This window comes from Granulosicoccus sp. 3-233 (assembly GCF_052681095.1).
In genome coordinates this window covers 41,772-65,868 of record NZ_JBQYLE010000017.1, presented here as the reverse complement: position 1 = coordinate 65,868, position 24,097 = coordinate 41,772, and the positions used below count along the sequence as shown (strand labels likewise).

Below are 24,097 nucleotides of genomic sequence, written 5' to 3'. Positions count from 1 at the left end.
GAACATGCCATTCCATATCCGCACAATCATTCTGTTTTTCGTACTGTCCACGTCGGCATGTAGCATTTCTTCCACAGGAAATACGACGGATTCGAGCAGCACACCTGTCAATGAGATATCAGGAATACAGGATTTCTTTATTCACCTGAAAAATGGCGATGAGTTCAAGGCATATGCCATGTTCGGTCCGTCAGTGACAACTCGAAATGGTAGTAGAGATAAATATAGGAAATTCGTCCAGCAGAACGGTTTGATGAGGCTCCAGTCCTGGCAGTTATTGCAGGGTAGCGAGAGCAGCGCGGAGAACGTGGCCTATAATCGAAACGCCATCTATGAAGTCGTTGACTCGAATGCGGAAAAGCGTGTTATCGGTTTGAATTATGATAAACCCTCGGTCAGGATTCCTGCGAACTCCACCATGGTGGTGCTCAATTCGGCATATATACCCGTCGAGACACCCAGTTCGATACCCCAGGGGGACAGGTATGCGTACGCTCCTGCACTGCCTTCAGGCATCGAGTTGCACAGACTTCTCAAGAGCACCACGCTGCTATTTGCAATTTCGGTGGAAGCCTTCTCCGATTCCTTGTTCGCGCGTGATTTCAAGGACTTCACCGACTCTGTTTCCGGGAAGTTTGTTCATCGCGGATCTGCCAATACCATCGGTTACCAATACCGGTACATGTACGATCAGGCCGGGGAGATGCACGAATTGAGTAAAACCAGCGATCTTGTCATCACCTCCGGACCCCAATTGCGTGAGGATGGCACATTCGATGTGCAACTCGCCTTCGCGGATGAACCGGACTTCGGATTTGTTGATCAGCGATATATTCATGACGGTTTTGACTGGAAGATAATGGAAATCGACTACAAGGCGATCAATGGCAAGTGAATCAAGAGGCAAAAGATCCATTGCTGCTGGCAGATTGCTTCCGACGGCGCGGCAATGGGCCAGACAGGTCTCGGGAAGAGTGCGCTGGGGCAGTAGCTCTGCCTGTTTCATCCGCTGAGGCTTGCGTGCCCGAAATACCGTGGCCACTGCCTTGTGGCGGGTAAAATGAGCTCCGTGTAATTTTCATGAACAGCTCGCAGATAGAATTGATCATCTCATTCAGAACTGAGGGGGGTCACATGAAGATGAACGTCATCAACGCTATCGCCACCGTTTCAGTATCGGATTGCGCATCAAGCACACAATGGTACACGGCGTTGTTTGGCCGGCAACCGGATAGCAAACCCATGCCTTCGGTGACTGAGTGGAAGTTCCCCGGCGGCGGTTGGCTTCAGGTAGCGGAGGATGGTAATCGAGCGGGTAGAAGCTCGGTCACCCTTCCAACAGGCGAAATTGCCGAGGTAGTCACCCGTCTTGAGGAGCTGAATATTGCGGTGGATCAGACTCTATCATCTGAAATAGTCAAGATCGCCATGTGTGAGGATCCGGATGGTAATCGCCTCGTATTCACTGAGCCTGAAACAGATGAGATTGCCCAGTAAAGTCGATCGAAAGACAGTTTGCGAATTAGCACATGGCGAGCCTTTGGAGCTGACAACAGTCTGTAAACGAAAGCGACACTGGCACCGACGGTGAAGAATATCCAATGAACAGACAACGGCACCCTCATGATGGTGGGAAACCCCTGAACGCCAGTATCGTTCTTCGACTCGCCACTATGGCAGACGTGCACCTCTTTGATCGCTGGGACCAACAGCCTCACGTCATATCGGCCACAACGGATGATCCGGAAGCGTTGAAGGCATTTGAAGATGCCAATTGGCCGGATGAGATCGCTGCGCAGGACGAGCATAGCCAGTTTCTCATAGCCGAACATGACGGTCGTGCCATTGGTGCCATGCAGATTATCGATCCGCACCGGGAACGCACGCACTACTGGGGAGAGATTCAGCCGAATCTTCGTGCTCTCGATATCTGGATAGGAGAAGCTGACTGCCTTGGCAAGGGCTATGGTGAAACCATGATGCGTCTTGCCTTTCAACGTTGTTTCAGCGATCCAGCGGTTACAGCGATCGTTATCGACCCGCTGACCAGTAATATACGCGCCCACCGGTTTTACTGTCGCCTTGGCTTCAAATCATTGGGCCGCCGGATGTTTGATGACGACGATTGCCTGGTGCACGAGCTCAGTCGAGAAGACTGGTGCAACGGTTTTCCCGACGAGGCCGCAGAAATACCCGTCGAGGTGAAGCTCCCTGTCTGACCGCAGATTTTCTGAATGATGGCGGATGACTGGCCCACAGTCGTGGTGTTCACAATCCTCTCCTGAAATTCGGACACGAGAATGGAGCGCGTACTACAGGTTTCCCCGGCCTGCATTTCGCCTGTGGCTTGAAGCAGTGCCATGCGTGCGAAGACAGCTGTGCCGGTCGGTGAATGGTCGATGATGACCCTGGAACTGCGCTTGAATGGCTGTTGTATTGATGAGTTGACGAGCAATCTACCGCGTTGGCATTGCTGGCAGCGTGCTAGCTGTTCTCACGCTGCTGCCCCACGCGTTGCAGTATCTCGATGACACGCTTCACCACGGCGCGTTCCGCTCTGTCCGCTCTGGACAGGGCAACCACCCAGCGCTGTGCAGCAATGTCAGCCAACGGGCGTAGTGCCAGGCCTTTGCGCTGCCGGGTGGTGTAGCGGGGCAGCAAGGCAATGCCCACGCCGGCCACTACCAGACTTTCCACCACGCGGTTGTCGCGCACTCTCTGGGTGACGGTGGCCGGATTGCCCGTCATCTGTTCGATGGTTTGCAGAATGGTGTCGAAGGGAAAGCCCATCGGTACGCTGATCCATGATTCCCCGACAAGATCGCACGAGCGGATGGCACTCGCATTGGCAAGCGGGTGCGAACCCGGCAGGGCTATGTCAATCGGCTCCTGACAGATCACGGTACAGTGAAGATCCTCGGCACCGACAGGGGTTGGACTCACGAGACTGTGTCCGATGACGATATCGTTATCGCGCGCCAGTTCGGCGAACGTACGCTCCGCCACATCCTCGTCCTGAAAGGCGATGTCGATGGGTTCGTCTGCCAATTCGACGATGGTTTTTGCGAGCAGATATTCGGCGGCGCTGGGCAGGGCTGCAATGCGTACCGTGCCCTCCGGAGAATGCAACAGGGCTTCCACCCGCGAACGCGCCCGTTCCAGTGCAATATCCACTTCAATGGCAGCCTCGGCCATCAACCTGCCGGCTTCCGTCAATTGAATACCTCGGCCCTTGCGTTCCACCAAGGCGGTGCCGACATCCTGAGTGGCTGCACGTAGCTGCTGCGAGATGGCGGATGGGGTGCGATGCGTTGCCGTTGCGACAGCGGTGATACTGCCGCGAGCCGATAGTTCGCGTAGCAGGGCGAGATGACGAGGATCGAGTGCTATCGCCATGACCTGTCCTTTAAGAAATATTTCATTGTAACTAAAGAACAATTCAGTTGTGCTGAAGGGTCGACAGGCTCATTCTGCGCACATGCCTATCAAACATCGCCTGTTGGCTCTGCTCGTCGCCGTACTCTGGGGCGTGAATTTCCTTGCGATTCACGCATCGCTGGAGCACTATCCACCGTTCTTTCTGGTGGCATTGCGCTGGACGCTGGTTGCCATTCCCACTCTGTTTTTCATCCCTCGACCGCAGGTGCCGGTTCGCTATCTCGTGGGTTACGGCCTGGGATTCGGGCTGTTGCAGTTCCTGTTTCTGTACTGGGGCATGGCCGAAGGCATGCCACCCGGTCTGGCCTCTCTGGTGCTGCAAAGCTCCGCACCCTTCACGGTGATTCTCGCGGTACTGTTTACCGGTGAGAGGCTCGGCAAGACGCGCATCATCGGTGTCATCCTGGCAGCTGTCGGGCTTATGGTAGTGGGCAGTCAGCGTGCCGGTGTTGATGAACTCTGGCCGTTTGCTCTGGTTGTCCTCGGTGGTCTAGGCTGGGCGTTGGGCAATCTGGCATCGCGAGCCGCCAAGCCCGAGAACCCACTGCATCTGGCGCTGTGGATGACGGTTGTGCCGCCGATTCCCATGCTGCTCGTGGCCATCAAGTGGGAAGGCCTGGAGCGCATCGGCCAGAGCCTGATGACGTCTCTGGATGCACCATGGGCAGTCACAGGGCTGCTGTATACCTGTGTACTGGGTACCGTTGTCGGCAGTGGAATCTGGACATGGCTCCTGTCTCGTCACCCGGCCAGTGCGGTAGCGCCATTTTCCATGATGGTGCCGGTGTTCGGGCTCAGTGCAGCGGCACTGGTGTTGGGGGAGCGCATCAACAGCATTGAATTTGCCGGTTGCGTGCTGGTGCTGATTGGCGTGGTAGTGGCATCCCGAATGGTGAGCGCAGGCAAGCCGAGCACGGTGGCTGCCGCCTCGACAGCTGCCTGATGACGCTTGCGCCTGGCTGCGATTCTCCCTTCGGTTCCGGTTCCGGATCGACCAGGATAGGCCAGAAACAGCGGGGCACATCGACTGACGTGTGTCTGTCATCACTTGATTGCCAGAACTGCCATGAGTGCCAGGCATGCCGAAGCCCTCGTCAAGCTCCCATACAGGCAGCCATCACAGAGTGCATGGTTGAATGATTGTCAGGAGTGACAGAGGGCATCCGGTGCCATTGCCCGGTCTGGCCGTTACGTCGGCTATCAAACCGGGTACGAGATGGATTACGCGTCCACGTAAAGTATCTGGCCGCTGATGAATCCGTCAACGGAACGTTCGAATGCCTTGCCGACAAGTTTGTCTTCCACGGGCTAAAATCCGGGCATCATTTTTCGGTAGACGTCCCAGGCAGAAGCAAGGACAGTGGGATTCACCGAATTGAAGCGTATGCCGCGCGGTAGCTCGAAAGCCACGACCTTGACGAATGTGTCAATTGCGCCGCTGGTTACAGCATCTTCAACGGCGAAGGATATCGGTTTGACGTTGAGGATGCCGGTGATCAATGTGAATGAGACATTGTCCCTGATGCATTCAGTGCCGATCTTCACCAGTTTGATCTGGCCCATATGCTTGGACATGACGTTGCTTGTCCACTGTTCGTCTGTCATGTCGGTAAACGGTGCGTATTCACACACACCCACTGTGTTCACGACAGCGTCAAATTTCCCAACCGACTCATAGAGCGTGCGAATCGAGGATTCGTCGGTGATATCCACTTTTGCGTTACCTCACAGGATTCTTCCCTGGCGGGTAAATCGGTCAGTCTCGACGAGCTGGAGCAGCACCCACAGATAATCACCTCGCCATCAAGGCCGAATTCTCGAGGTTCGATCGACTCCTGGTTTGGACAGTATGGCCTGGAGCGAAACGTGGTTATTTCCGCACCTTGTTTTTCGATTGTGCCCCTGTTCCTGGAAGCGCCTGACACTATCGCGTTTCTGCTATCCAGAGCCCTGGTAAACAGCAAGCTGGCCGCCATACACCTGGAAGAGAATCCCCTGAGTTTTGATGTGATATGCGCCTGGCATCCTCGCTCGAACAATGACGCTCTGCACAATCGGGTTGTCGATTTGCTGCGAAGTGAATGACGCGATTCCGACATGTCGCAATTCCTCTATCATTCCTCTCGTTGCCGTGAAGTCAGAAAACTCTGCCCTACGAACCACCTGGGGCGAAACAGCGGTTGAGGCTGATCAGATAGTACGGAATCGGCACAGTACATTGGGCCGGGTACTGCCAGTGATACCCGGAGATCACAAGGATCAACTGCGAAGGTCAGTTGGTATAGGAGGCTGTCATGGCGATACTGCTGGTGCCAATGTTCTTTGTGTCACTGGTATACCTGTTCGTGGGTATACATCGCGCAAATAGCATGGGCAGACTTTTCTTGACATCGGCAATCGGATTGATCGTCAAAGGCATCTCGTTTCCTGTCGTGACGGCAATCTTGAACGACATGACTGGTGGCTACATTGAAACAGACATGAGTGCTATCTGGTCGGATACCAGATCTTTGACTCCTCAAAAGGGGGATATTTACATCGGAGGTGCCGGGGTCATAGTCGTGGTCGTTTCGGCAGTATTACTCACTTTACAAATGGTTCTGGCAAGGCGAAGATCATTGACTGATGCAAGTTGAAAGATCGCCTATGAGGCTCAGGATTGTCATCGGTGTAGCTGCACTGCTTGTTGCCGGGTGCGGTACGTTCAAGCATCAGCAACAAACCTACTATATCGAAGAAGTATCGAGTGACAGGCAACCGCAACCAGAGCCGGTACTGCGCGCACAGGTAGTGCCGACCGCTGAATCAACACATGTACCCCTGTTCTACTATTCCAGGACATGGGGTGGGCCGTACAGTATTGTATTTTCCGCTAACGTGAAAGCTGATGTCTGTACCCACTACTTGCTGCATTCCTTTCGTTTCACGGCCGATAGCCAGTTGGTCGAAGAACAACTGTTCCCCTCGCCATTGTCATTGAGCTTGTGTGGTTCTGAAATAGGGAATCGAAACAATCATGCGCTGTATCGTCATCGACTCGATGATTCGTTCGAATTTGTGGAAGGTAGAAAGGTAGAGTTGGAGGTGAAGTACGAGCGTCCGGATGGCCTGGGCGTGCGTACAATCCTGTTTCATGGCGTTGGAGAAGAGAAGAAAAGCAGTACTTCTCTGTTCAGTGCCTATATGAGTGTCTGACAGTGGCCCGTGAAATTTGAATACGCTGTGGGAAATGCAAAGGCCACAGGATACTATCTCGACGTTGAACGGATTGAATCGATGAAACAGAAAATTTCCGGAGGTCTTGTACATGACTTGCCTGATGATCTGATCAAGGCAATTACTGACACCCCAGAGATCACTGAGCTCTGGGAAAGTCTGACTCCGATCGGCAGGAACGAATTCATTTGCTGGGTTGAAGATGCCAAGCAGGAAAAGACGAGGCATCGACGAATTCACCGAACCGTGGAGGAACTTCTCGAAGGCAAGAAGAGACCCTGTTGTTGGGCGGGATGTATTCACCGCACCGACAAGAAGCCGAGCAAATGGCAGCAGGCAGTACTGATTGACAAGAAAGCCAGGCGTTGAATACCCAGTCAGATTCATCAGGCCAGAACGCATAATTCGAAGCAATGGCAATGGCAATGGCAATGGCGAGGCGCCGGGATCAACGGCAGTCATGGCGCTGAACCGAGAGAAAGATGAAACGGCGGTATACTGATTCAAGGCGCAACCTGGTCAATGAGCATCGAAGCGTTGCCATCTCTTGCCTGTCATGCAGTTGGATACCGTTATTTGCCTTGACACTGTGAGACCCTGAATTGATCGAGAAAGAGGTGTCATTTCCGGCTGGTGAAAACACATTGGCTGGAACGGTTTGCCTGCCAGATGGCGATGAATCCGTGCCGGTGATTCTGTTCGTGCATGGATCCGGTCCGTTGGACAGAAACGAAAACACCCAAAGTGGGAAGCTCGATGTATTCAATCAGATCGCGCATTATCTGGCTGAACATGGCATTGGCAGCCTTCGGTACGACAAGCGCGGGTGTGGGCAGAGCACTGGCAGCTATCTCACGGCAGGCCACCTGGATCTTGTCAACGATGCGCAAGCGGCCGTAGCCTTTTTGCTGGAAGAAGACTTCGGGGAAAAAGCCGAGATCCATGTACTGGGGCATAGCGAGGGTAGTGTGATTGCTCCTCAAGTTGCCAGAAATGACAGTAGGGTTGCCAGCGTGCTATTGCTCTGCCCCTTTTCCAAATCGCTGAAACAGATCTTGCAGGCTCAAGCTTTCAAAGTGCAGGCAGACGTCTCAGGTCTTGGCGGCTTCAAGGGGAGCTTCATCAGGTTGGCGATGAAAATACAGGGAGGTCCGATGTCATCGCACCGGAAACTGGTTCAGAAGCTGGAGAATTCAACCAAACCCTGCATTCGATATGGGTTCAAGAAATTGAATGCCAAATGGTTCAGGGAATTGTTTGCGCTGAACATGAAGGACGCTTACATGAACCTCTCTTGCCCAGCGTTGCTTGTCGGTGGGCAGAAAGACATTCAATGTGACCCGGAGGATGTTTATCAGATCCGAACATGGTTGGATAAGGAAAGCACCGAAGTGCACGTGATCGCCGACATGACTCATCTGTTGAGGCGTGACCATCGGGAGCCCTCGTTTTTTCATTATCCGGGTCTGATGAAAGAGCCGATAGACGGAGAGCTACTGCATATAATACAACGGTGGGTGATTGCTGGGCACGGCAGCTGATTCCATTGCCACTGTGGTCAGGGCAGGTCGCCACACCGCCAGTCGGTCTGCGGTTGATTGGTATTGGGTCGCAAGTGTTTCAATGCAAGGTGGTGATCAGTGCTCGGCAAGACACCTGGTGTTGCGCAGTCGGAAAAATACATTGAGTTTCCTGACCAGGTTTGTTTACATGAGCGGGTCACCTTTTTCCGGCAGAGTGGGTATCACCGCAAGGGGTGGTGTCTGTCCATCCATTGTCGGGTGGTAAAGCAATGCGCAGGAATTGGCTGCGCCATACCGGGATATGAACATGAGCGACTCCGCGGAAGCGTTTCAAATGTCAGAGAAGTATCTGAAGGAAATGCTGGAGGCGGATGATACGGCAAACTTCGAACTCTATACCAAACGCTTCGAACGTCGATATCTGGAGGGTTTTACTCGGGAGCGATTTACCAACGATATACGGCATATGCACGAGAGAAACGGCATGAACACGGGTTGCGAATTCCTGTGTACCTTGCGCAGTGGCAGCCTGGATGGCGTGGAAGTTCTCCGATTTGCCTGGAAAGGTATCTATGAGAAACGTGATGCGCTGATTGACCTGGGCATCTACAAGAAAGATGGAAACTGGTACGTGATCAATTCGGCGGTATATTGATTTCACACCATCGCCCGTTGCCTGCTGGAAAGCGGCGGAAAGAACCGAAACGTCGAGTGTAATATCATGAAGGATTGGCAACTTGCACAGTTGAATATCGCGACACTGCTTGCGCCGATAGACTCGCCGACACTGGCAGACTTCGTCGCGGCACTGGATCGGATAAACGATCTCGCCGAACAGTCTCCGGGGTTTGTCTGGCGTCTTCAATCCGATGAAGGCAATGCAACGAACCTGGAACACGGCTTCGGAGACGACGTGATTGCCAATGCCTCGGTGTGGGAGTCGGTGGAGAGCCTGCACAACTATGTCTACCGAACCGCTCACGCTGAAATCATTAGTCGCAGAAAACAGTGGTTCACGCTGATGAGGGATGCCTACACCGTGCTTTGGTGGGTCCCTTGCGGTCACAGGCCCACCCTGCAAGAGGCTGAATCACGCCTTGATCTGCTCAGGACCCGCGGGCCGACAGCTGAGGCCTTTACCTTCAAGAAGGCATTTCCGGCCCCTTCTGATAGACAGCAAACGGAGACTCGGACGTTCGACGACGAGTGCCCGGCAGTCTAGCGGTGCCCTGCTGGAAACATACCGAAACAATCGCTTGCGATACTGAAACACTCCCCGGTACCTGAAAGAGCACTATCTGCGCACGGCCGCTGGCCGTCATTGTTCCTGTGACCATCTGGCGGTGAGTGGGCTGACGGTCGTTCGATGAGCCGACTGGCCAATGAAAAGGCGCCGGCTGGGAGGCAAGGTAGGCGGGTAGGCACTGTGTCAGTCGCCAGGGTACGGTGACATTACCCGGTTCTCGTTCAAGACTGTCTGTCTGAACTTTTCCTGCAGGACATCCTCTGAGGCGTCCGTCAGACGTGTTCTCGTCTCGGCAGGGCTGGATTGACAGCCTGATCGCCATCTCCCTTCGTACTCTCAACCTGCACCGACAAAGGTTTGTAACCATGACAGATGCATTGCACCGACTCGTGTATGTTTGTATGCTAACAAATAGCATACTAATTATGGTGCTTCTGCCATCGTGTTTCCACAGACTTACCACTTTCACTTCCATCTTCACTTCGCGCATCTGCTCGAAGAGCGCTTGCGTCACCGGCTGGCGCCTTTCGGCATCCATCCACGGCAGGCCCGCATCCTTGATGCGCTCGGCCGAATGGGGCAAGCCTCTCAGGTGGAGTTGGCGCGAGAGTTCGGATTGTGTGCTGCCAGCATGAGCACCATGGCGTCTCGTCTCCTGGCAGCCGAGCTGGTCGAGAGGCGGGTTGACGAACGGGAGCATCGTTGTCATGTGCTCAGCCTCACGCCGCTCGGTAACAGCCTGCTGGCGCAGATACATCAGCAATGGCACGAAATCGATCGCGAGATCAACGAGTTCATCGGTGACGAGAACGCCGATAGCTTTGCCGCATTTTCCCTACAGCTACTAAAGGCATTTGGTGGTTCACCGCCGGGCGATGACAGCCTGGAACACGACACGGGAGTGTCACCCAGTCCCCGGACGACAGCATGAACAGTAAAAGCATGCTGCAAGCTGAATCATCGTCCATACAACCAGAGAACGATATCATGCGAAAAATCACCGGCACCACATCAGCGTGCCCTCACCCGAACCGAGCATGGCTTGCCAGCATCATGACGGCTGCCCTGTCGGTGACCCTGGTCGCCTGCAACCAGGAAGCCGCAGAGGGTGGTCCTCCGGGGGGAGCAGACGCCCCCGTAGAGGTCGTGACCTACACCGTCGAGAGCAGTCAGGTGCCGGTCAGCAGCGAATTGACCGGGCGTGTGGTTGCCGCAGTCACCGCCGAAATCCGCCCGCAGACCGGCGGTATCGTTCGCAAGCGCCTGTTCACTGAAGGTAGCGAAGTGGAGGCTGGACAAGTGCTCTACGAGATCGATCCAACATCGGTACAGACAGCGGTCAGGGAGGCTGAGGCCACACTCTCCAGTGCCGAGGTGGCGCTGATCAGCGCCAAAGCGAAGGCCGCGCGCTACAGTGAGCTGGTCAAGATCGAGGCCGTCAGTCAGGAAAGCGCCGAAGAGGCCGAAGCCGCCTATCAGCAGGCGATTTCGAGAGTTGATTCGGCCAAGGCCAATCTGGAATCGGCGACGATTTCTCTGTCCTATGCGAATGTCACGTCTCCCATCAGTGGCCAGATAGGGCGCTCCACGGTCAGTGAAGGTGCACTGGTGACGGCCAATCAGACGACCGCATTGGCCACCGTGCAGCAGTTGGACACGGTCTATCTGGATGCAACCCAATCGGCGAACGAATTCAACCATATTCGGCAGCAATTCGAACAAGGCAAGATCAAGCTGGACAATGGCGATCCGGTTGTCAGACTGATCAAGGATGACGGCAGCCTGTACGAACCGATTGGCACATTGGAGTTGGCTGATGCCACCGTGGATGAAACCACGGGCACGGTGACGGTGCGCTCGCAGTTTCCGAATCCGAACAATGAACTTATTCCCGGCATGTACGGCAAGATACGACTCGAAGGTGCCACCCTGCAAAATGCATTGGTGGTCCCTCAGGTGGCCATCAGTCGCGACGTCAAGGGCAATGCTCTGGCCTATGTGGTCGACGAGAACAATACGGTTGAAGAACGCACGCTGACCACCGGGCAGACATTGGGTGACCAATGGGTGGTGGAGAGCGGCCTGGAGGAAGGCGAACGAGTCGTTGTGGAAGGCCTGCAGAAGGTGCGAGTCGGTTCCGTGGTGAGCGTCGTTGATTCAGGGGATGCGACGGCCGGTTCCGCAGAAGAGCCGACCCAGCCAAAGGCCGCGGAGTAATTACACATCATGTCTCAATTCTTCATCAATCGACCCATCTTCGCCTGGGTACTGGCCATCGGTACGATGCTGGCTGGCGTGATGGCCATGACGTCGATGGCCGTGTCGCGTTACCCCAGCATTTCACCACCTACCGTATCCATCAGTACTTCCTATAACGGTGCATCCGCCAGTGCCGTGGAGCAATCCGTCACGCAGGTTATCGAGGAAAACCTCACCGGTCTGGATGGGCTGCGTTACATTTCCTCGTCATCGACATCATCCGGATCTGCCAGTGTGCAGTTGACGTTCGAGATCGGTACCGATCCGGATACCGCACAAGTGCAAGTGCAGAACAAGGTGCAGCAGATTACCTCGTCCTTGCCGGAGTCGGTACAGACAGAAGGGGTGACGGTCATCAAGTCAGGTGACGAGATGCTGATGGTACTGGGTCTGGTGTCCAGTGACGAGAGTACGACGTCGGCAGATCTGGCTGATTATCTCTCCACCTACATGAAAACACCGCTGAGCCGCGTCGCAGGGGTTGGCAGTGTGGGGGTGCTGGGTTCGCAGTACGCCATGCGCATCTGGCTCGATCCTGTCAAGCTGAAGGAATACAAGCTGACGCCTTCCGATATCAGCACTGCCATTGCGGCGCAGAATACCCAGGTCTCTTCTGGTCAGCTTGGTTCCTTGCCGGCAGTGGAAGGCCAACAGCTCAACGCCACCATCACCGCGCAGAGTCGTCTGCAAACGGCTGAAGAGTTCCGCAACATCATTCTCGTGACCAGTACGAGTGCCGCCTCCGTGCGTCTGTCGGATGTGGCTGACGTGGAACTGGGCAGCGTCAGCTATGACGTCAAGAGTACCTACAATGGTCAGCCGGCTGCGGGTATCCGGATCCTGTTGTCAACCGGTGCCAATGCGACCGAAACAGCGGCTGCCGTGAATGCCGAAGTCGCAAAACTGTCAGCAACCCTGCCATCCACCATGGAGGTGGTCACCACTTACGACACCACGCCGTTCATCGAGGCGTCCATCGAGAGTGTGATTCACACCATGATTGAAGCGGTGGTGTTGGTGTTTGTGGTCATGTTCCTGTTCCTGCAGAACTGGCGGGCAACACTGATTCCCACATTGGCTGTACCGGTAGTTCTGTTGGGTACCTTTGGCGTGCTCTCGGCCTTTGGCTACAGCATCAATACCTTGACCATGTTCGGTATGGTGCTGGCCATCGGCTTGCTGGTGGATGATGCCATCGTTGTGGTTGAGAACGTCGAGCGCGTGATGACGGAAGAGGGACTCTCTCCACTGGAGGCCACCCGTCAATCCATGCACCAGATATCCGGCGCTCTGATAGGTGTCGGACTGGTGTTGTCGGCGGTGTTTCTGCCGATGGCATTCTTCAGCGGCACCACGGGGGTCATTTATCGGCAGTTCTCCATCACCATCGTGTCGGCCATGGCGCTCTCGGTGCTGGTTGCCCTGATTTTCACCCCCGCGCTGTGCGCCACCTTGTTGAAGGCAACGCCGACGGGTGGGCATTCATCGAGCAAGCTGTTCGGTGGTTTCAATCGGCTGGTGGAACGAACGACATCCCGATACGAGACGGGTGTTGCGCATGTGATCAAGCGCGTCGGGCGTTTCGTGTTGTTGTATACCCTGTTGGCCGTTGTGCTGGTCATGCTGTTCATGCGTCTGCCGACATCCTTTGTTCCGGACGAGGATCAAGGCGTCATGTTCGTGAGTCTGCAATTGCCCGCCGGTGCCGCGCAAGAACGCACCGACAAGGTGATCGAGCAGGTCGAGGACTACTTTCTGGAAAACGAAACAGAGTCGGTAGATTCTGTGTTCATGGTGGCGGGCTTCAGTTTCAGCAGTAGCGGCCAGAATGTCGGCCTGGGCTTCATTCGGTTCAAGGACTGGGATGAACGCCCGGATGCGTCGCAGAGTGTCACGGCTGTGCAGAGACGTGCCATGGCTGCATTGGGGCAGATCAAGGATGCGCAGGTGCTGGCGTTGGCGCCGCCGTCCATACCTGGCCTGGGCTCAACCGGTGGTTTCACCATGGAATTGCTGGATCCCAGCGGACTGGGTAACGAGGCACTGACCACTGCTGCCAATGAACTGGTGGTTGCCGCCAACAGCAATTCTCAGTTGCAGGGTGTGCGTATCAGCACCCCGGATCAAACGCCGCAGTATGTGCTGGACATCGACAATGCCAAGGCCGGGGCGCTGGGTGTGTCGGTCAGTGACCTCAACAGCGTCTTGTCCGTTGCCTGGGGTGGAAGCTACGTCAACGACTTCATCGATCGCGGTTCCGTCAAGAAGGTGTATCTGCAAGCTCGTGCCGATGCTCGCATGTTGCCTGAGGACCTGAACAAGTGGAGCGTGCGCAACAGCAATGGTGACATGGTGCCGTTCTCCGCCTTCACCACGGGTCGATGGACCACGGGCTCGCCGACGCTCTCGCGTTTTGATGGTGACTCTTCCATTCAGATACAGGGCGATGCCGCGTCCGGTGTCAGCTCGGGAACGGCCATCGCCATCATGGAACAACTGGCAGGGGAGTCGGCTGAAGACTTCAGTGTTGCCTGGAGCGGATTGTCCTATGAGGAGCAGGAAGCCGGCTCCAATGCCACCAGCCTGTATGTGTTCTCCTTGCTGGTCATCTTTCTGTGCCTTGCTGCGCTGTATGAAAGCTGGTCTGTTCCCTTGTCGGTACTGCTGGTACTGCCTGTGGGTGTTCTGGGTACCGTACTGGCCACGCAGTTACGTGGTCTGGAAAACGATGTGTACTTCCAGGTTGGCCTGCTGACGATTCTCGGATTGACCGCCAAGAACGCCATTCTCATCGTGGAGTTTGCCAAGGCGCATGTGGATGAAGGGGAAGAGGTTGTCTCTGCCACACTGCATGCCTGTCGTCAGCGTCTGCGCCCCATCGTCATGACGTCGATGGCTTTCGGTCTGGGTGTCTTGCCGCTGGTCATCAGCTCCGGTGCGGGTTCGGGCAGTCAGCACGCGGTCGGCACCGGGGTCATTGGTGGTGTCATCTCGGCCACCTTGCTCGGTATCTTTCTGATTCCATTGCTCTATGTGCTGATACACAAGCTGTTCACGCGTAACAGCGGTTCGTCATCCAGCAGCACATCCTTTGCCACAACAACTCGCCAGGAGGCGCCATGAACATCTTTCGCCTTACCTTGCTGAGTAGTGCCCTGGGCGTCACCCTGACAGGCTGTGCCAGTCTTGCGCCGGAGTACAGCCAGCCTCTTGCACCGGTAGCGGACAGCTGGCCAACGGCGCAAGTAGGCGATGCTGACGCTGTGGCGGTGGATGAACTCGACTGGCGTGAGTTCTACGGTGATGAACGTTTGCGCCAGCTCATCGCGCTGGCGCTGGACAACAATCGTAGCCTGCGCCAGAGTGCATTGGCCGTCGAGTCAGCCCGTGCCCAGTACAGGATAGCTCGTGCCGATACACTGCCGACGGTCGATGCCGCCGGTAGCAGTACGGCGCAGCGGTCCAACGGTGACACCACGCACGCGTATACTGCAACTCTGGGGATCAGTGCCTTCGAGCTGGATTTCTTCGGTCGTCTCAATAATCTGCGTGACCAGGCTCTGGAGACCTACCTCTCCTACGAGGAAACGCTGCTTTCCGTGCGTATCACACTGGTGGCGGAGGTCGCCACCGCCTATTTCACGCTGGCTGCCGATCAGCAGAGTCTGCGTCTGGCGCAGAATACGCTGGAAAGTCAGCAGAAATCGCTGGACCTGACATTGAACACCTTCAAGATCGGGACGGCCTCGGGCCTGGACGTTGCTACCGCTCAAACCAGTGTCGATACGGCGCGTGCAGACATTGCGACTTATCGGACGCAGGTGGCGCAGGATCTCAACAGTCTGACCTTGCTGGTCGGTGAGGTCATCGATCCGGCTCTGGTGGAAGACGTGGGTGCCGATGTGGATGATCCGTTGACGCCCCTGATCAGCACCGTTGCTCCGGTGGCGGAGGCACCCTCGGAGTTGTTGCAACGTCGCCCCGATGTGCTGGCGGCAGAGCGCAGTCTGCGAGCGGCCAATGCCAATATCGGAGCGGCGCGTGCGGCACGCTTTCCCAGTATCACTCTGACTACCAGTGTGGGGAGTGCCAGCAGTGAGCTGTCAGATCTGTTTGGTGGTGGTAGCGGCTTCTGGAATTTCATTCCCAGCTTGTCCGTGCCCATATTCGACGGAGGTTCGAGCAAGGCGGAGGTGCGTGTTGCCGAGGTGGAGCGTGAGGTCGCGCTGGCCGAGTACGAGTATGCGATTCAGACAGCTTTCCAGGAAGTCTCTGATGCTCTGAGTGAGCAGGAGAACATGCAACTGTTGCTGTCTGCTCGCCAATCATTGCTGGAGGCGAACGAGAAAATCTATAATCTCACTGACGCCAGCTACCGCAAGGGGTTGGAGAGTTCCTTGTCAGTACTGACCGCACAGCGTTCCTTCTATACAGCCCAGCAGAACATGATTTCGGCGAGATTGGCGGAAGCCACCAATTGGGTCACCCTCTACCGTGTATTGGGTGGTGGCTGGCAGTCTTGATAGTCATTCGGTTATTCGCCGCTCCATGAGCGGCGTTAGCCGAGCCTGTTCTGAACAGAAGCTTGATCATGCAGAGAGCACCTTGCATTGGCAAACAGCGTTCCCGGACGCATGGAGCCATGTTCCAGAACAGACAACCGTTGTGCGGCTTCACTCTGCTCCCGACACCGGGGTTTTGGCAAGTCGCACTTTTCAATCCTGATTTTTTAACCCTGGCCCCTGGCCGGAGACCATTGAATGTCAACCATGAAAAACATGAAGCTCTTTTCCACCCTTGCATTGCTCGCGAGCGTACTCAGCGTTCTGGCCATGGCGGGCATCGTGCTGGCCTATCGTGGCGATAGCTTCGGTTTCAGAGAAGCCTCGGGCTATCTACGCACGGCGGCTCAGATCAGCGTGTTCGTCGCGGGTTTCTGCCTCATCGTCGCGTTGTTGTCCTGGAAGAACAAGGCTTCACTGCTCAAGGCCCTGATTGCTGGGGCGATTGTTCTCGTGCCGTTGGGGGTGATGAAAATGAACATGCCTGCTGGCACTGCACTGTTCGGCGCAGCGCCCGCCGGGCCTCCTCCCGGCGCCGGGGCCAAGGGACCTGCGGATCCGAACACGGCACCGATCAACGACATCAGCACGGATACACAGAACCCACCCGTTTTCTCGGCTGTCGTTGCTTTGCGGCCCGAGGGTAGTAATGCGATTGAGTACGCCGGGCCAGATGCCGCTGCTGCTCAAGCGGCGCAATTCCCTGATATCAAACCCATTGACACGTTATTGAGTAAAACCGAGGCTTTCGACCGCGCCCTGGAAGTGGCGAACGACATGGACCTGCAAATAGTCGCGCAGGATGCCGACAGCGGAATCATCGAGGCAATTGCGTCCACTCGGTTTTTCAACTTTCAGGATGACGTCATCATCCGAGTCAGTGGCAGTGGTGCGAGCAGCATCGTCGATATTCGTTCACATTCGCGAATTGGACGCAGTGATCGCGGCAAGAATGCCGAGCGTGTCAGAGCGTTTGTCGAAAGATTCTAGGCGTGTTGTCGGAAATCACTGAAAAGCGTTTTCCTCTCAATGCCGTTTCGCAGCGGGTCTGTCACGCACAGGGAGTGCGTGGCTGAACCCGGGAACTCCTCTCGCCACCAGGTGCGACTGGCGAGGCAGGGTGAAGCCTTGTTCGTCAAGGTTCGAATGAGCAGGATAATGACTGTACAATGACATTCGTCTACCCCCTCGGAGTCCGGACAGGGCACGCGATGATCTTTCTGGCATGAACAAAGCAAGAGATTCCTTCAAGTTTCATTATCTGCTGCATTCTGCAGACCTGATTCATGATCACCTGCGTACTCAGCTGTCGCCGTTCAATCTGAGCCCTCAACAGGCCCGTGTCATCAAGGCCCTGAATCGAATGGGACCGGTGTCACAGATCGAACTCGCTCGAGAATTCGGTATCACGGCTGCCAGCATGAGCACCATGACAACGCGCCTGATTGCATTGAACTACGTGTCAGCCGAGAAGGATCCGGTCAATGCCAAGAGAAATCTGATCAGTCTGACGGATGATGGCCGAGCCCTGATTGCCGACATAGACCAAACGTGGGCGCAGGTCGACGTTTTCATGGAGAATAGAATCGGCGGTGACAATGTCGATAAGCTGGCTGAACTGACGCGATTGCTGCGAGATTCACTGGGTGGTCGTGTACCCGGCACCTGATGGTGGGTGGAGCCCATGGAGCATGTTGAATGACAATCGAGAATCAGGCTGACATCGATGGCGTGATGCTGGCAGGTAGTGTGGTTGCCGCCGTGCGGGATGCCATGTTGGCGGCCATTGAACCGGGCATGACGACGCTTGAGCTGGATCAACTGGGCGCAGCGCTGCTGGAGCAGGCCGGTGCCAGGTCGGCGCCGAAGTCCAGCTATGACTTTCCGGGTTCCACCTGCATCAGTATCAATGAAGAGGCTGCGCATGGCATTCCGGGAGCGCGAATCATGGCAGCGGGGGATGTGGTCAACGTGGATGTGTCAGCGGAGCTGAACGGGTATTTTGCTGATACTGGCGCTACCATGGTGGTGCCACCGGTTTCCCCTACCAAGGCTCGCTTGTGTCACGCGACCAGAATCGCGCTTGACAGTGCGCTTGTCCAGGCGACGGCTGGTGCACCGATCAACCGGATCGGGAAGGCCATTCAAACAGTTGCCAGAAAGCATCGATTCAAGGTGATCCGCAATCTGGCAGGGCATGGACTGGGCCGATCATTGCACGAAGAGCCAGAGGGTATTGTCGGCTTCCACGATCGTCACGACAGGCGAAGACTGCGAGCCGGTCAGGTCATCGCCATTGAACCGTTTCTGTCAACCAGGAACGATCAGGTTGAAACGGCTGCTGATGGATGGACCCTGGTTGGAGATCCGAAGAATCTGTCTGCCCAGTATGAGCACACCGTGATAGTCACGCATGGCGCGCCGATGATTGCGACTCTGTCTGCATCGTCGAGGTAGTCGCAGGCCGGCTGACGGTTCGTCAAACTCGTCCCTGATCGTCAGTCGTCAGTCGTCAGTCGTCAGTCGTCAGTCGTCAGTCGTCAGTCGTCAGTCGTCAGTCGTCAGTCGTCAGTCGCCAGTCGCCGATCACCAGGATGCACGGCGAGAACAGGCGGCTCATCCGGGGTGGCTTCTTTCAGCTACCCAGCAGGTTTTCGATGGCCTTCAGAAAATCGCCTCGCTGATAGGGTTTGCGGATGATCGGCTCGGTGAGGCCAGCGGTCATTTCGTCGGGAATATAGCCTGTCACAAACAGGATCTTCATATCACTGTCAACGAGCCGAATCTGTTCGGCAACCGCCTCACCGCCCATTTCCGGCATGACCACATCCAGTATCACCAGGGATATCTCGTGACGGTGTTGATGAAAGAGCTCGAGAGCCTGTACACCGTTTGCCGCCGCCAGAGTCTGGAACCCCATCGAATTCAGTGACAAGCGGGTGAGTTCGAGGATCTCGGCATTGTCATCGGCGACAAGCACCAGTGTATTATCGGTTTTTTCCAGCCTGTGAATGCTCGACGGAGTCTCCTGAGGGGAGTCGTCAGTCACGAGTGACAGAGGGAGATAGACCGAGAATCGAGAGCCGGAGCTCGGCTCTGAATCCACCAGAATCATGCCTTTGTGTTGCTCAACGATGCTGTAGCAGTTGGCCAGACCCAGACCCGTTCCCAAACCTGTGTCCTTGGTGGTGTAGAAGGGATCGAAGATTCTGGGTAGAACCTCGGGCTCTATACCACAGCCATCATCCTCTACGGTTATGACGCTGTATTCGCCAGGATCCACATTCGGGATCAGTTTCAGAAAGTTGCCATCGACCGTTTGTGTGGTTGTGCTGACCTTGATGTTTCCATTGGACTCGATCGCGTCTCTGGCATTGAAACAGATATTGAGCAGAACCTGTTCGATCTGCGCCCTGTCCGCGAAGATGTGCAAGGGTTGATCGGAGGGTGCCGATGAGAGGGAGACAGAGGCAGGTAGAGTCCGCTCGAGCAGGGTGGTCAGCTCTTCCACCAGCAGATTGATGTTGAATGTCTCCTTTCTGGTCTGTTCCTGTCGGCTCAGTGTGGACAGCTTTTCGGTCAGGTTCATGCCACGCAGGACGACATTGCCGATCTGCTCGAGGGTACGTCGCGTGGCCTTGCTGTGCGTGTCGACCATCAACAGCCCCTCGATGCTGCCGATGATGACCTGCAACATGTTGTTGAAGTCGTGGGTGATACCCCCGGCCATTTCTCCGAGGGCTTTCATCTTCTGAGAGCGAGCGATATTCTCCTCGAGACGCTTGATTTCGGTCACGTCTCGACCCACTCCCGTAATGGCTTCGATACGACCGTTACCGTCCATGATGGCCGTGTTCGACCAGGCAAGCCAGCGCCAGCCTTCCTTCGTCATCGCCCGCTGTTCGTGATACGAGGTGTGGGGCGGGTGTTTCAGGCTCGCCAGTGATTTCTTTGTATGTGCCCGGTCGTCCTCGTGTACCAGCGGCAGGAATTGTCGGTTCAGGAGCTGGCTTTCCGGTATGCCGAAGGTATTGCAATAGCTGGGGCTGACATACAGAAAGCTGCCCTGCGGATCGACCTTGACCACCATATCCGTCTGATTCTCGACGAGCAGGCGGTATTTGTCCTCTTTCTCGGTCAGAAAGTTCTGTTGTTTCAGCAAGGTGCGACTGGCGAGGGCCAGCAGCACTGCCATCAGGATTCCCAGCCCTATCCCGATTTCATCCAGAGAGCTGTTGGTCTCATCCAGATAGGATTGCAAGGGGGCAAATGACAGTTGCCAGGGTCGCCCGATGACCTGGATGGGCAACGTCACGCGATAGGGACTCTGCAATGACAGGTTCGATGGAGGCTGGGAAAAGATGAGCTCATCGTTTTCGAGTATTCCGAAGACGAACTGGTTTCGAAGTGGCTTCTCCGACAGACAGGCATCCATGAGTTCCTGGACGCGAATCACGCCATTGGCAAAGCCCAGCAATTGCCCTTCGGGTGACAGTATTCGCTTGTAGAAGGCGAAGCCTTTACCGGACTGCAGCAGATCGAGAATGTCCGTACGAATCAATCCGGAAGAGGCTTCTGCGGTGGTCAGTGCTTGTCTGACGGAGGCGTTCGCATGGTCGCGCAGATTGGCGTTCAGGGCGCGTTGATTCGTTTCAGGCGGATACACGACACGTATGACCCCGTCGGGGTCCACATAATTGAGTGCCAGTACACCGCTGAAAATGGGGAACAGGGTACCGGCGGAATCTGCCCAGCTGTCGATTGCCTGTTCAGGGCTACCCCCGCGAAAGTTGGCTAGCGCCAGGATCGGCTTGATGCTCGAATCGACACAGGACTCGAGTCGAATCCTGACCTGTTCCGCCGTGATACGGGTTTCCAGCAGTATTCTTTCGGTATTCCTGTTATTGCTGATCAGACCGAGAATCAGGACCAGCAGCAACCCGAGAAGCAGAATGGTTATCGATATCAGATTCTGCTTGTACGTCGGAGAGTTCGAATTCACTGGCAAGCAGATTCAGTAGACAAGGTTCAAACCGGTCTGCAGAACCGATCCGTCTGGCTGTGGGTTGACGCCATGGTCGTTCATCGACCTGAAGCGGGCAATACCAGGCATGCAGGTCGTGATGAGGAGTGTGATCGCCGAGCAAGCTGCAAGGATGGCGACGCCTCGGATATCAATATTCTGCACGTCAACCGAACAGAAGCAGTCTGTTCGACGTCTCGGTCGTTCAGACAGAAAATAGCACTGGTTCTGCATGAATGCATCAAAAACAGTTGACCGGAGTGTTTGTTCGTGGTGAATAGTCTGTTGACCCTCATGCCGTGTGAGTAGTCCAGTTGGTCCGGCTTCGAGCCTTCTACTCGACTTTCGACAGGTCGATGTCTGCCAGATAAGGTAGTAAGTTTCCGAGCAGGTTGTCAGCGGAGTACACAGGTGGAATGGTTGGAAGGCGCTTTGGCCACTCTGGGAGGCGGCACGGTGCTGGTGGGAGCCACGACGGCTGTTGTCAGATACCTGCTGGACAGGCATGTAAATCGTGAAATGGCCGTATTCAAGGCGGAAATGGCCACGGAGAATGCCATTGTCCTTGAAAGGTTGAAGGCGGAAATAGCACAGCAGGGCCGACTCGACGAACGTCGTCATGAGTATGCCCAGGTCATGCGTCGTTATGAAGGACCACTGCAGCACGCAGTCTACGATTTACAGAGCCGTCTGTATAACGTGGTCTCGCAGGGTTTCATTCAGACCTATTATCTGAAGGGTGATGAGCACGAAAAGCAGTATGTGGTGGATAACACGGCATACGTTATCGCGCAGTATTTCGCCTGGTCGGAAATCATCCGGACCGAGATTCATTTCATCGAATGTTCGACGTCCGGGAATACGAAAGCGCTCACGACATTGCAGAATCAAATCTACTCACTCTGGCAGACGGATGCGTTCAGGGGACCTTTGCGAATATGGGCTGGCGAGCAACGGGCCATTGGCGAATCGATGGTGGAAGAACGAGGTAATCGACTGACGTGCATCGGTTACGCGCGTTTTCTGGAGCTTGTCGAGACGGAGGAGGTCGCCTTGCTGAACAGTCTGCGCTCGGACGTCGCCTCGGCCTGTACCGATATCGTGTCTTGCTTTCCTCGACTTGTCGCCGTCCAGCATGCACTGATTGACTTGTTGTGTTTTCTCGACCCTGACAGTCTGCGTTTTCCCGCGGATACGCGCACGTACGTTGGTGCAGTCAGTGATGGATCGTAGTGAGGGTTCGGATCATGCTCGACAGTTCTTGGCCGCTTGCGCAGGACAGGGTCGAGTTACCCCGGTGTCGAACAGCCCGCAGCGGCGAAACTCCTGCGAAATTTTGCCGTTATACTCTGGCCCTGAACAGAACAGCATGAGGATGGCAGGATGCGCGGAGCAGGCGGCAGTCAAGGCGGGGAATTACAGTTCCTGATCGGAATCGTCATGATGGTTGCCGGATTCTATCTGCTGTTCAACGCCATCTCCATCGATACGCGTTTTGGCATGGGGATGAGGCTTTATGGCATTGGTGGTGTGGGCATTACCTCCGGCATACTGATGATTCCGCTGATCGCCGGCATCATTTTCATCTTCCATAACGTCAGGAATGTCATTGGCTGGGTGCTGAGCATTGGCTCGCTCGTGGCCTTGATTGTGGGTGTGCTGGCCAATGCGCAATTCAGCCTGCGGGGCATGAGCTCGTTCGATCTTATCGTGATTCTGGTTCTGGCCTTTGGCGGACTGGGCCTGTTTCTTCGCTCCTTGAAGAGCAATCCTCTGTAGCTACTGACCAGTTCCTGTGTTCCGCCGGGCCAGTCGAAAGCCTCGTCGGGTACCCTCTGTTCAGCTGTCATTGCGTCGGTAATGCAAGCAGTGACCTTCCGGTTCCTGTTCTGTCCTGCCACCTGAAACGCCAATCAGCGCCCCGCTCATGTAGACAGCGAGACCGGCCAGTGTGCCCGAGGCATAACCGATGCGCCCATCCGGTAATTGCATCAGAAATACCATGACAGGGCCCAGGACGGTCACCGCAGCGATGCGATGAGCGGGCAGCAGAGTGACAGCGTGTTGCATCAGGAACAGCGGCAGGGCTATCACACCCAGGCCCACCAGTATGATCAGTGGCAAGGGCAGGGATTGGATGGCGTCAGGCTTTGCGTCCAGCCCCAGCTGACAGGCGATGATGGCCAGTAGTGTGTACAACAGGAACCGCAGTCCGAACTGCACTAGCGGCCCGATTCCCTGCTGATGCCAGCGCACGGATAGCTGAATCACTATGCCTGTGGTGGCCCCGGATACAGCGGATAGCAACAGACCTGCCAGGGCGCTGGCCCAGCCGCCACGCACGAAGCCTGAGTGGCCCGTGAGCGTCACCAGCGCGAGTATCACCATGGCGATGATGATGAGCTTGTGGGCGATTTGCTCGCGTGGGGCTCTCACCGACCGGGCTGGCACCAGACCCAGACGCTCCGTCAACAGGATGCCCAGCGGGACCATCCCGGAGAAGATGGTGAAGACGATGGCCGGCTCGACCAGCTGTACGGCCAGAAAATAGCAGCACCAGGTCAGAGCTACACTGGCATTGAGAGCCAGCAGGGTGGAGCCGCTGTTCATTGCGGCGCGCAGTTCGGCAGGCCGGAACACGGCTGCCAGCAGTGTGCAGCCGAGACACGCCAGACCGAATACCCAGGCACCGACGCGGAAGGAGTCCAACTGCTGGAACAGAGAGCCGAGAAAGACGGCCTGAAAAGCCTGCAAGGTGACAAAGCCAAGGCAGTAGCTCAGGCCGAGTTGCAGCGGTGACAGGGACATGCCGATAACCTCGTGGGAATAC

24 protein-coding genes and 1 pseudogene are annotated in these 24,097 nt (G+C 55.7%); 20 read left to right on the top strand and 5 right to left on the bottom strand.

All coding sequences use genetic code 11. From position 1 onward, the window contains the following. The first annotated feature begins 4 nt into the window (after positions 1 to 4). From ACUNV4_RS28105 to ACUNV4_RS28095, 3 genes are all read left to right on the top strand, one after another. On the top strand, positions 5 to 895 hold the full coding sequence (locus tag ACUNV4_RS28105; RefSeq protein WP_430881991.1) for a hypothetical protein: 891 nt from the start codon (positions 5 to 7) through the stop codon (positions 893 to 895). A gap of 239 nt (positions 896 to 1,134) precedes the next feature. After that, positions 1,135 to 1,497 (top strand): VOC family protein, encoded by a 363-nt coding sequence (locus ACUNV4_RS28100; protein ID WP_430881990.1) that lies wholly within the window; start codon positions 1,135 to 1,137, stop codon positions 1,495 to 1,497. Between the two features lie 104 nt (positions 1,498 to 1,601). Beyond that, positions 1,602 to 2,219, top strand: coding sequence for a GNAT family N-acetyltransferase (locus ACUNV4_RS28095; protein ID WP_430881989.1), 618 nt, complete (start codon positions 1,602 to 1,604; stop codon positions 2,217 to 2,219). A 53-nt stretch (positions 2,220 to 2,272) separates the two neighbouring features. Here the strand turns inward: ACUNV4_RS28095 and ACUNV4_RS28090 are convergent. Both ACUNV4_RS28090 and ACUNV4_RS28085 read right to left on the bottom strand, forming a co-directional pair. After that, a pseudogene (locus ACUNV4_RS28090) lies at positions 2,273 to 2,362 on the bottom strand (hypothetical protein); the annotation flags it as partial. 122 nt (positions 2,363 to 2,484) lie between these two features. Then, positions 2,485 to 3,396, bottom strand: coding sequence for a LysR family transcriptional regulator (locus tag ACUNV4_RS28085; protein WP_430881988.1), 912 nt, complete (start codon positions 3,394 to 3,396; stop codon positions 2,485 to 2,487). An 82-nt stretch (positions 3,397 to 3,478) separates the two neighbouring features. On the opposite strand from ACUNV4_RS28085, the gene ACUNV4_RS28080 reads away from it, so the two are divergent. After that, positions 3,479 to 4,381 carry an EamA family transporter gene (locus tag ACUNV4_RS28080; RefSeq protein WP_430881987.1) on the top strand — a complete coding sequence of 301 codons (903 nt, stop codon included), beginning with the start codon at positions 3,479 to 3,481 and terminating at the stop codon, positions 4,379 to 4,381. Positions 4,382 to 4,746: 365 nt separating this feature from the next. On the opposite strand, the gene ACUNV4_RS28075 is transcribed toward ACUNV4_RS28080, so the two are convergent. Beyond that, positions 4,747 to 5,151, bottom strand: coding sequence for an SDR family oxidoreductase (locus ACUNV4_RS28075; RefSeq protein WP_430881986.1), 405 nt, complete (start codon positions 5,149 to 5,151; stop codon positions 4,747 to 4,749). On the opposite strand from ACUNV4_RS28075, the gene ACUNV4_RS28070 reads away from it, so the two are divergent. The 14 genes from ACUNV4_RS28070 (at position 5,113) to map (ending at position 18,701) form a co-directional block, all read left to right on the top strand. Continuing rightward, on the top strand, positions 5,113 to 5,523 hold the full coding sequence (locus ACUNV4_RS28070) for a LysR substrate-binding domain-containing protein (RefSeq protein ID WP_430881999.1): 411 nt from the start codon (positions 5,113 to 5,115) through the stop codon (positions 5,521 to 5,523). The genes ACUNV4_RS28075 and ACUNV4_RS28070 overlap by 39 nt on opposite strands. 209 nt (positions 5,524 to 5,732) lie before the next feature. Next, positions 5,733 to 6,074, top strand: coding sequence for a hypothetical protein (locus ACUNV4_RS28065; RefSeq protein WP_430881985.1), 342 nt, complete (start codon positions 5,733 to 5,735; stop codon positions 6,072 to 6,074). After that, entirely contained in the window at positions 6,064 to 6,633 is a 570-nt protein-coding gene (locus ACUNV4_RS28060) for a hypothetical protein (RefSeq protein WP_430881984.1), read from the top strand. Before ACUNV4_RS28065 ends, ACUNV4_RS28060 begins: the two co-directional genes overlap by 11 nt. Before the next feature lie 9 nt (positions 6,634 to 6,642). After that, positions 6,643 to 7,023 (top strand): YdeI/OmpD-associated family protein, encoded by a 381-nt coding sequence (locus tag ACUNV4_RS28055; RefSeq protein WP_430881983.1) that lies wholly within the window; start codon positions 6,643 to 6,645, stop codon positions 7,021 to 7,023. Positions 7,024 to 7,256: 233 nt separating this feature from the next. After that, on the top strand, positions 7,257 to 8,195 hold the full coding sequence (locus ACUNV4_RS28050) for an alpha/beta hydrolase family protein (RefSeq protein ID WP_430881982.1): 939 nt from the start codon (positions 7,257 to 7,259) through the stop codon (positions 8,193 to 8,195). A gap of 289 nt (positions 8,196 to 8,484) precedes the next feature. After that, a complete protein-coding gene (locus ACUNV4_RS28045; protein ID WP_430881981.1) occupies positions 8,485 to 8,832 on the top strand; it encodes a hypothetical protein in 348 nt (115 codons plus the stop codon). Positions 8,833 to 8,898: 66 nt separating this feature from the next. Further along, the gene (locus tag ACUNV4_RS28040) at positions 8,899 to 9,399 is read left to right on the top strand and encodes a DUF3291 domain-containing protein (RefSeq protein WP_430881980.1); all 501 of its coding nucleotides are present in this window, start codon (positions 8,899 to 8,901) and stop codon (positions 9,397 to 9,399) included. A gap of 466 nt (positions 9,400 to 9,865) precedes the next feature. Beyond that, a complete protein-coding gene (locus tag ACUNV4_RS28035; protein ID WP_430881979.1) occupies positions 9,866 to 10,354 on the top strand; it encodes a MarR family winged helix-turn-helix transcriptional regulator in 489 nt (162 codons plus the stop codon). Between the two features lie 56 nt (positions 10,355 to 10,410). After that, on the top strand, positions 10,411 to 11,640 hold the full coding sequence (locus tag ACUNV4_RS28030) for an efflux RND transporter periplasmic adaptor subunit (RefSeq protein WP_430881978.1): 1,230 nt from the start codon (positions 10,411 to 10,413) through the stop codon (positions 11,638 to 11,640). 9 nt (positions 11,641 to 11,649) lie between these two features. Beyond that, positions 11,650 to 14,805 (top strand): efflux RND transporter permease subunit, encoded by a 3,156-nt coding sequence (locus tag ACUNV4_RS28025; protein ID WP_430881977.1) that lies wholly within the window; start codon positions 11,650 to 11,652, stop codon positions 14,803 to 14,805. Further along, the gene (locus ACUNV4_RS28020) at positions 14,802 to 16,205 is read left to right on the top strand and encodes an efflux transporter outer membrane subunit (protein WP_430881976.1); all 1,404 of its coding nucleotides are present in this window, start codon (positions 14,802 to 14,804) and stop codon (positions 16,203 to 16,205) included. The genes ACUNV4_RS28025 and ACUNV4_RS28020 overlap by 4 nt, the downstream gene beginning before the upstream one ends. Positions 16,206 to 16,442: 237 nt before the next feature. Continuing rightward, positions 16,443 to 17,234, top strand: a complete 792-nt coding sequence (locus ACUNV4_RS28015; RefSeq protein WP_430881975.1) for a DUF1499 domain-containing protein — start codon at positions 16,443 to 16,445, stop codon at positions 17,232 to 17,234. A 235-nt stretch (positions 17,235 to 17,469) separates the two neighbouring features. Next, a complete protein-coding gene (locus tag ACUNV4_RS28010; RefSeq protein ID WP_430881974.1) occupies positions 17,470 to 17,913 on the top strand; it encodes a MarR family winged helix-turn-helix transcriptional regulator in 444 nt (147 codons plus the stop codon). Between the two features lie 29 nt (positions 17,914 to 17,942). Further along, on the top strand, positions 17,943 to 18,701 hold the full coding sequence (map, locus tag ACUNV4_RS28005; protein WP_430881973.1) for a type I methionyl aminopeptidase: 759 nt from the start codon (positions 17,943 to 17,945) through the stop codon (positions 18,699 to 18,701). 178 nt (positions 18,702 to 18,879) lie between these two features. Here map and ACUNV4_RS28000 read toward each other — a convergent pair whose 3' ends face one another. Beyond that, on the bottom strand, positions 18,880 to 21,246 hold the full coding sequence (locus ACUNV4_RS28000; protein ID WP_430881972.1) for a hybrid sensor histidine kinase/response regulator: 2,367 nt from the start codon (positions 21,244 to 21,246) through the stop codon (positions 18,880 to 18,882). 432 nt (positions 21,247 to 21,678) lie between these two features. On the opposite strand from ACUNV4_RS28000, the gene ACUNV4_RS27995 reads away from it, so the two are divergent. Together ACUNV4_RS27995 and ACUNV4_RS27990 are read left to right on the top strand one after the other, a co-directional pair. After that, positions 21,679 to 22,500 carry a hypothetical protein gene (locus tag ACUNV4_RS27995; RefSeq protein ID WP_430881971.1) on the top strand — a complete coding sequence of 274 codons (822 nt, stop codon included), beginning with the start codon at positions 21,679 to 21,681 and terminating at the stop codon, positions 22,498 to 22,500. Between the two features lie 150 nt (positions 22,501 to 22,650). Continuing rightward, positions 22,651 to 23,046 (top strand): hypothetical protein, encoded by a 396-nt coding sequence (locus ACUNV4_RS27990; RefSeq protein WP_430881970.1) that lies wholly within the window; start codon positions 22,651 to 22,653, stop codon positions 23,044 to 23,046. A 60-nt stretch (positions 23,047 to 23,106) separates the two neighbouring features. On the opposite strand, the gene ACUNV4_RS27985 is transcribed toward ACUNV4_RS27990, so the two are convergent. Further along, entirely contained in the window at positions 23,107 to 24,075 is a 969-nt protein-coding gene (locus tag ACUNV4_RS27985; RefSeq protein WP_430881969.1) for a hypothetical protein, read from the bottom strand. Positions 24,076 to 24,097 lie beyond the last annotated feature (22 nt).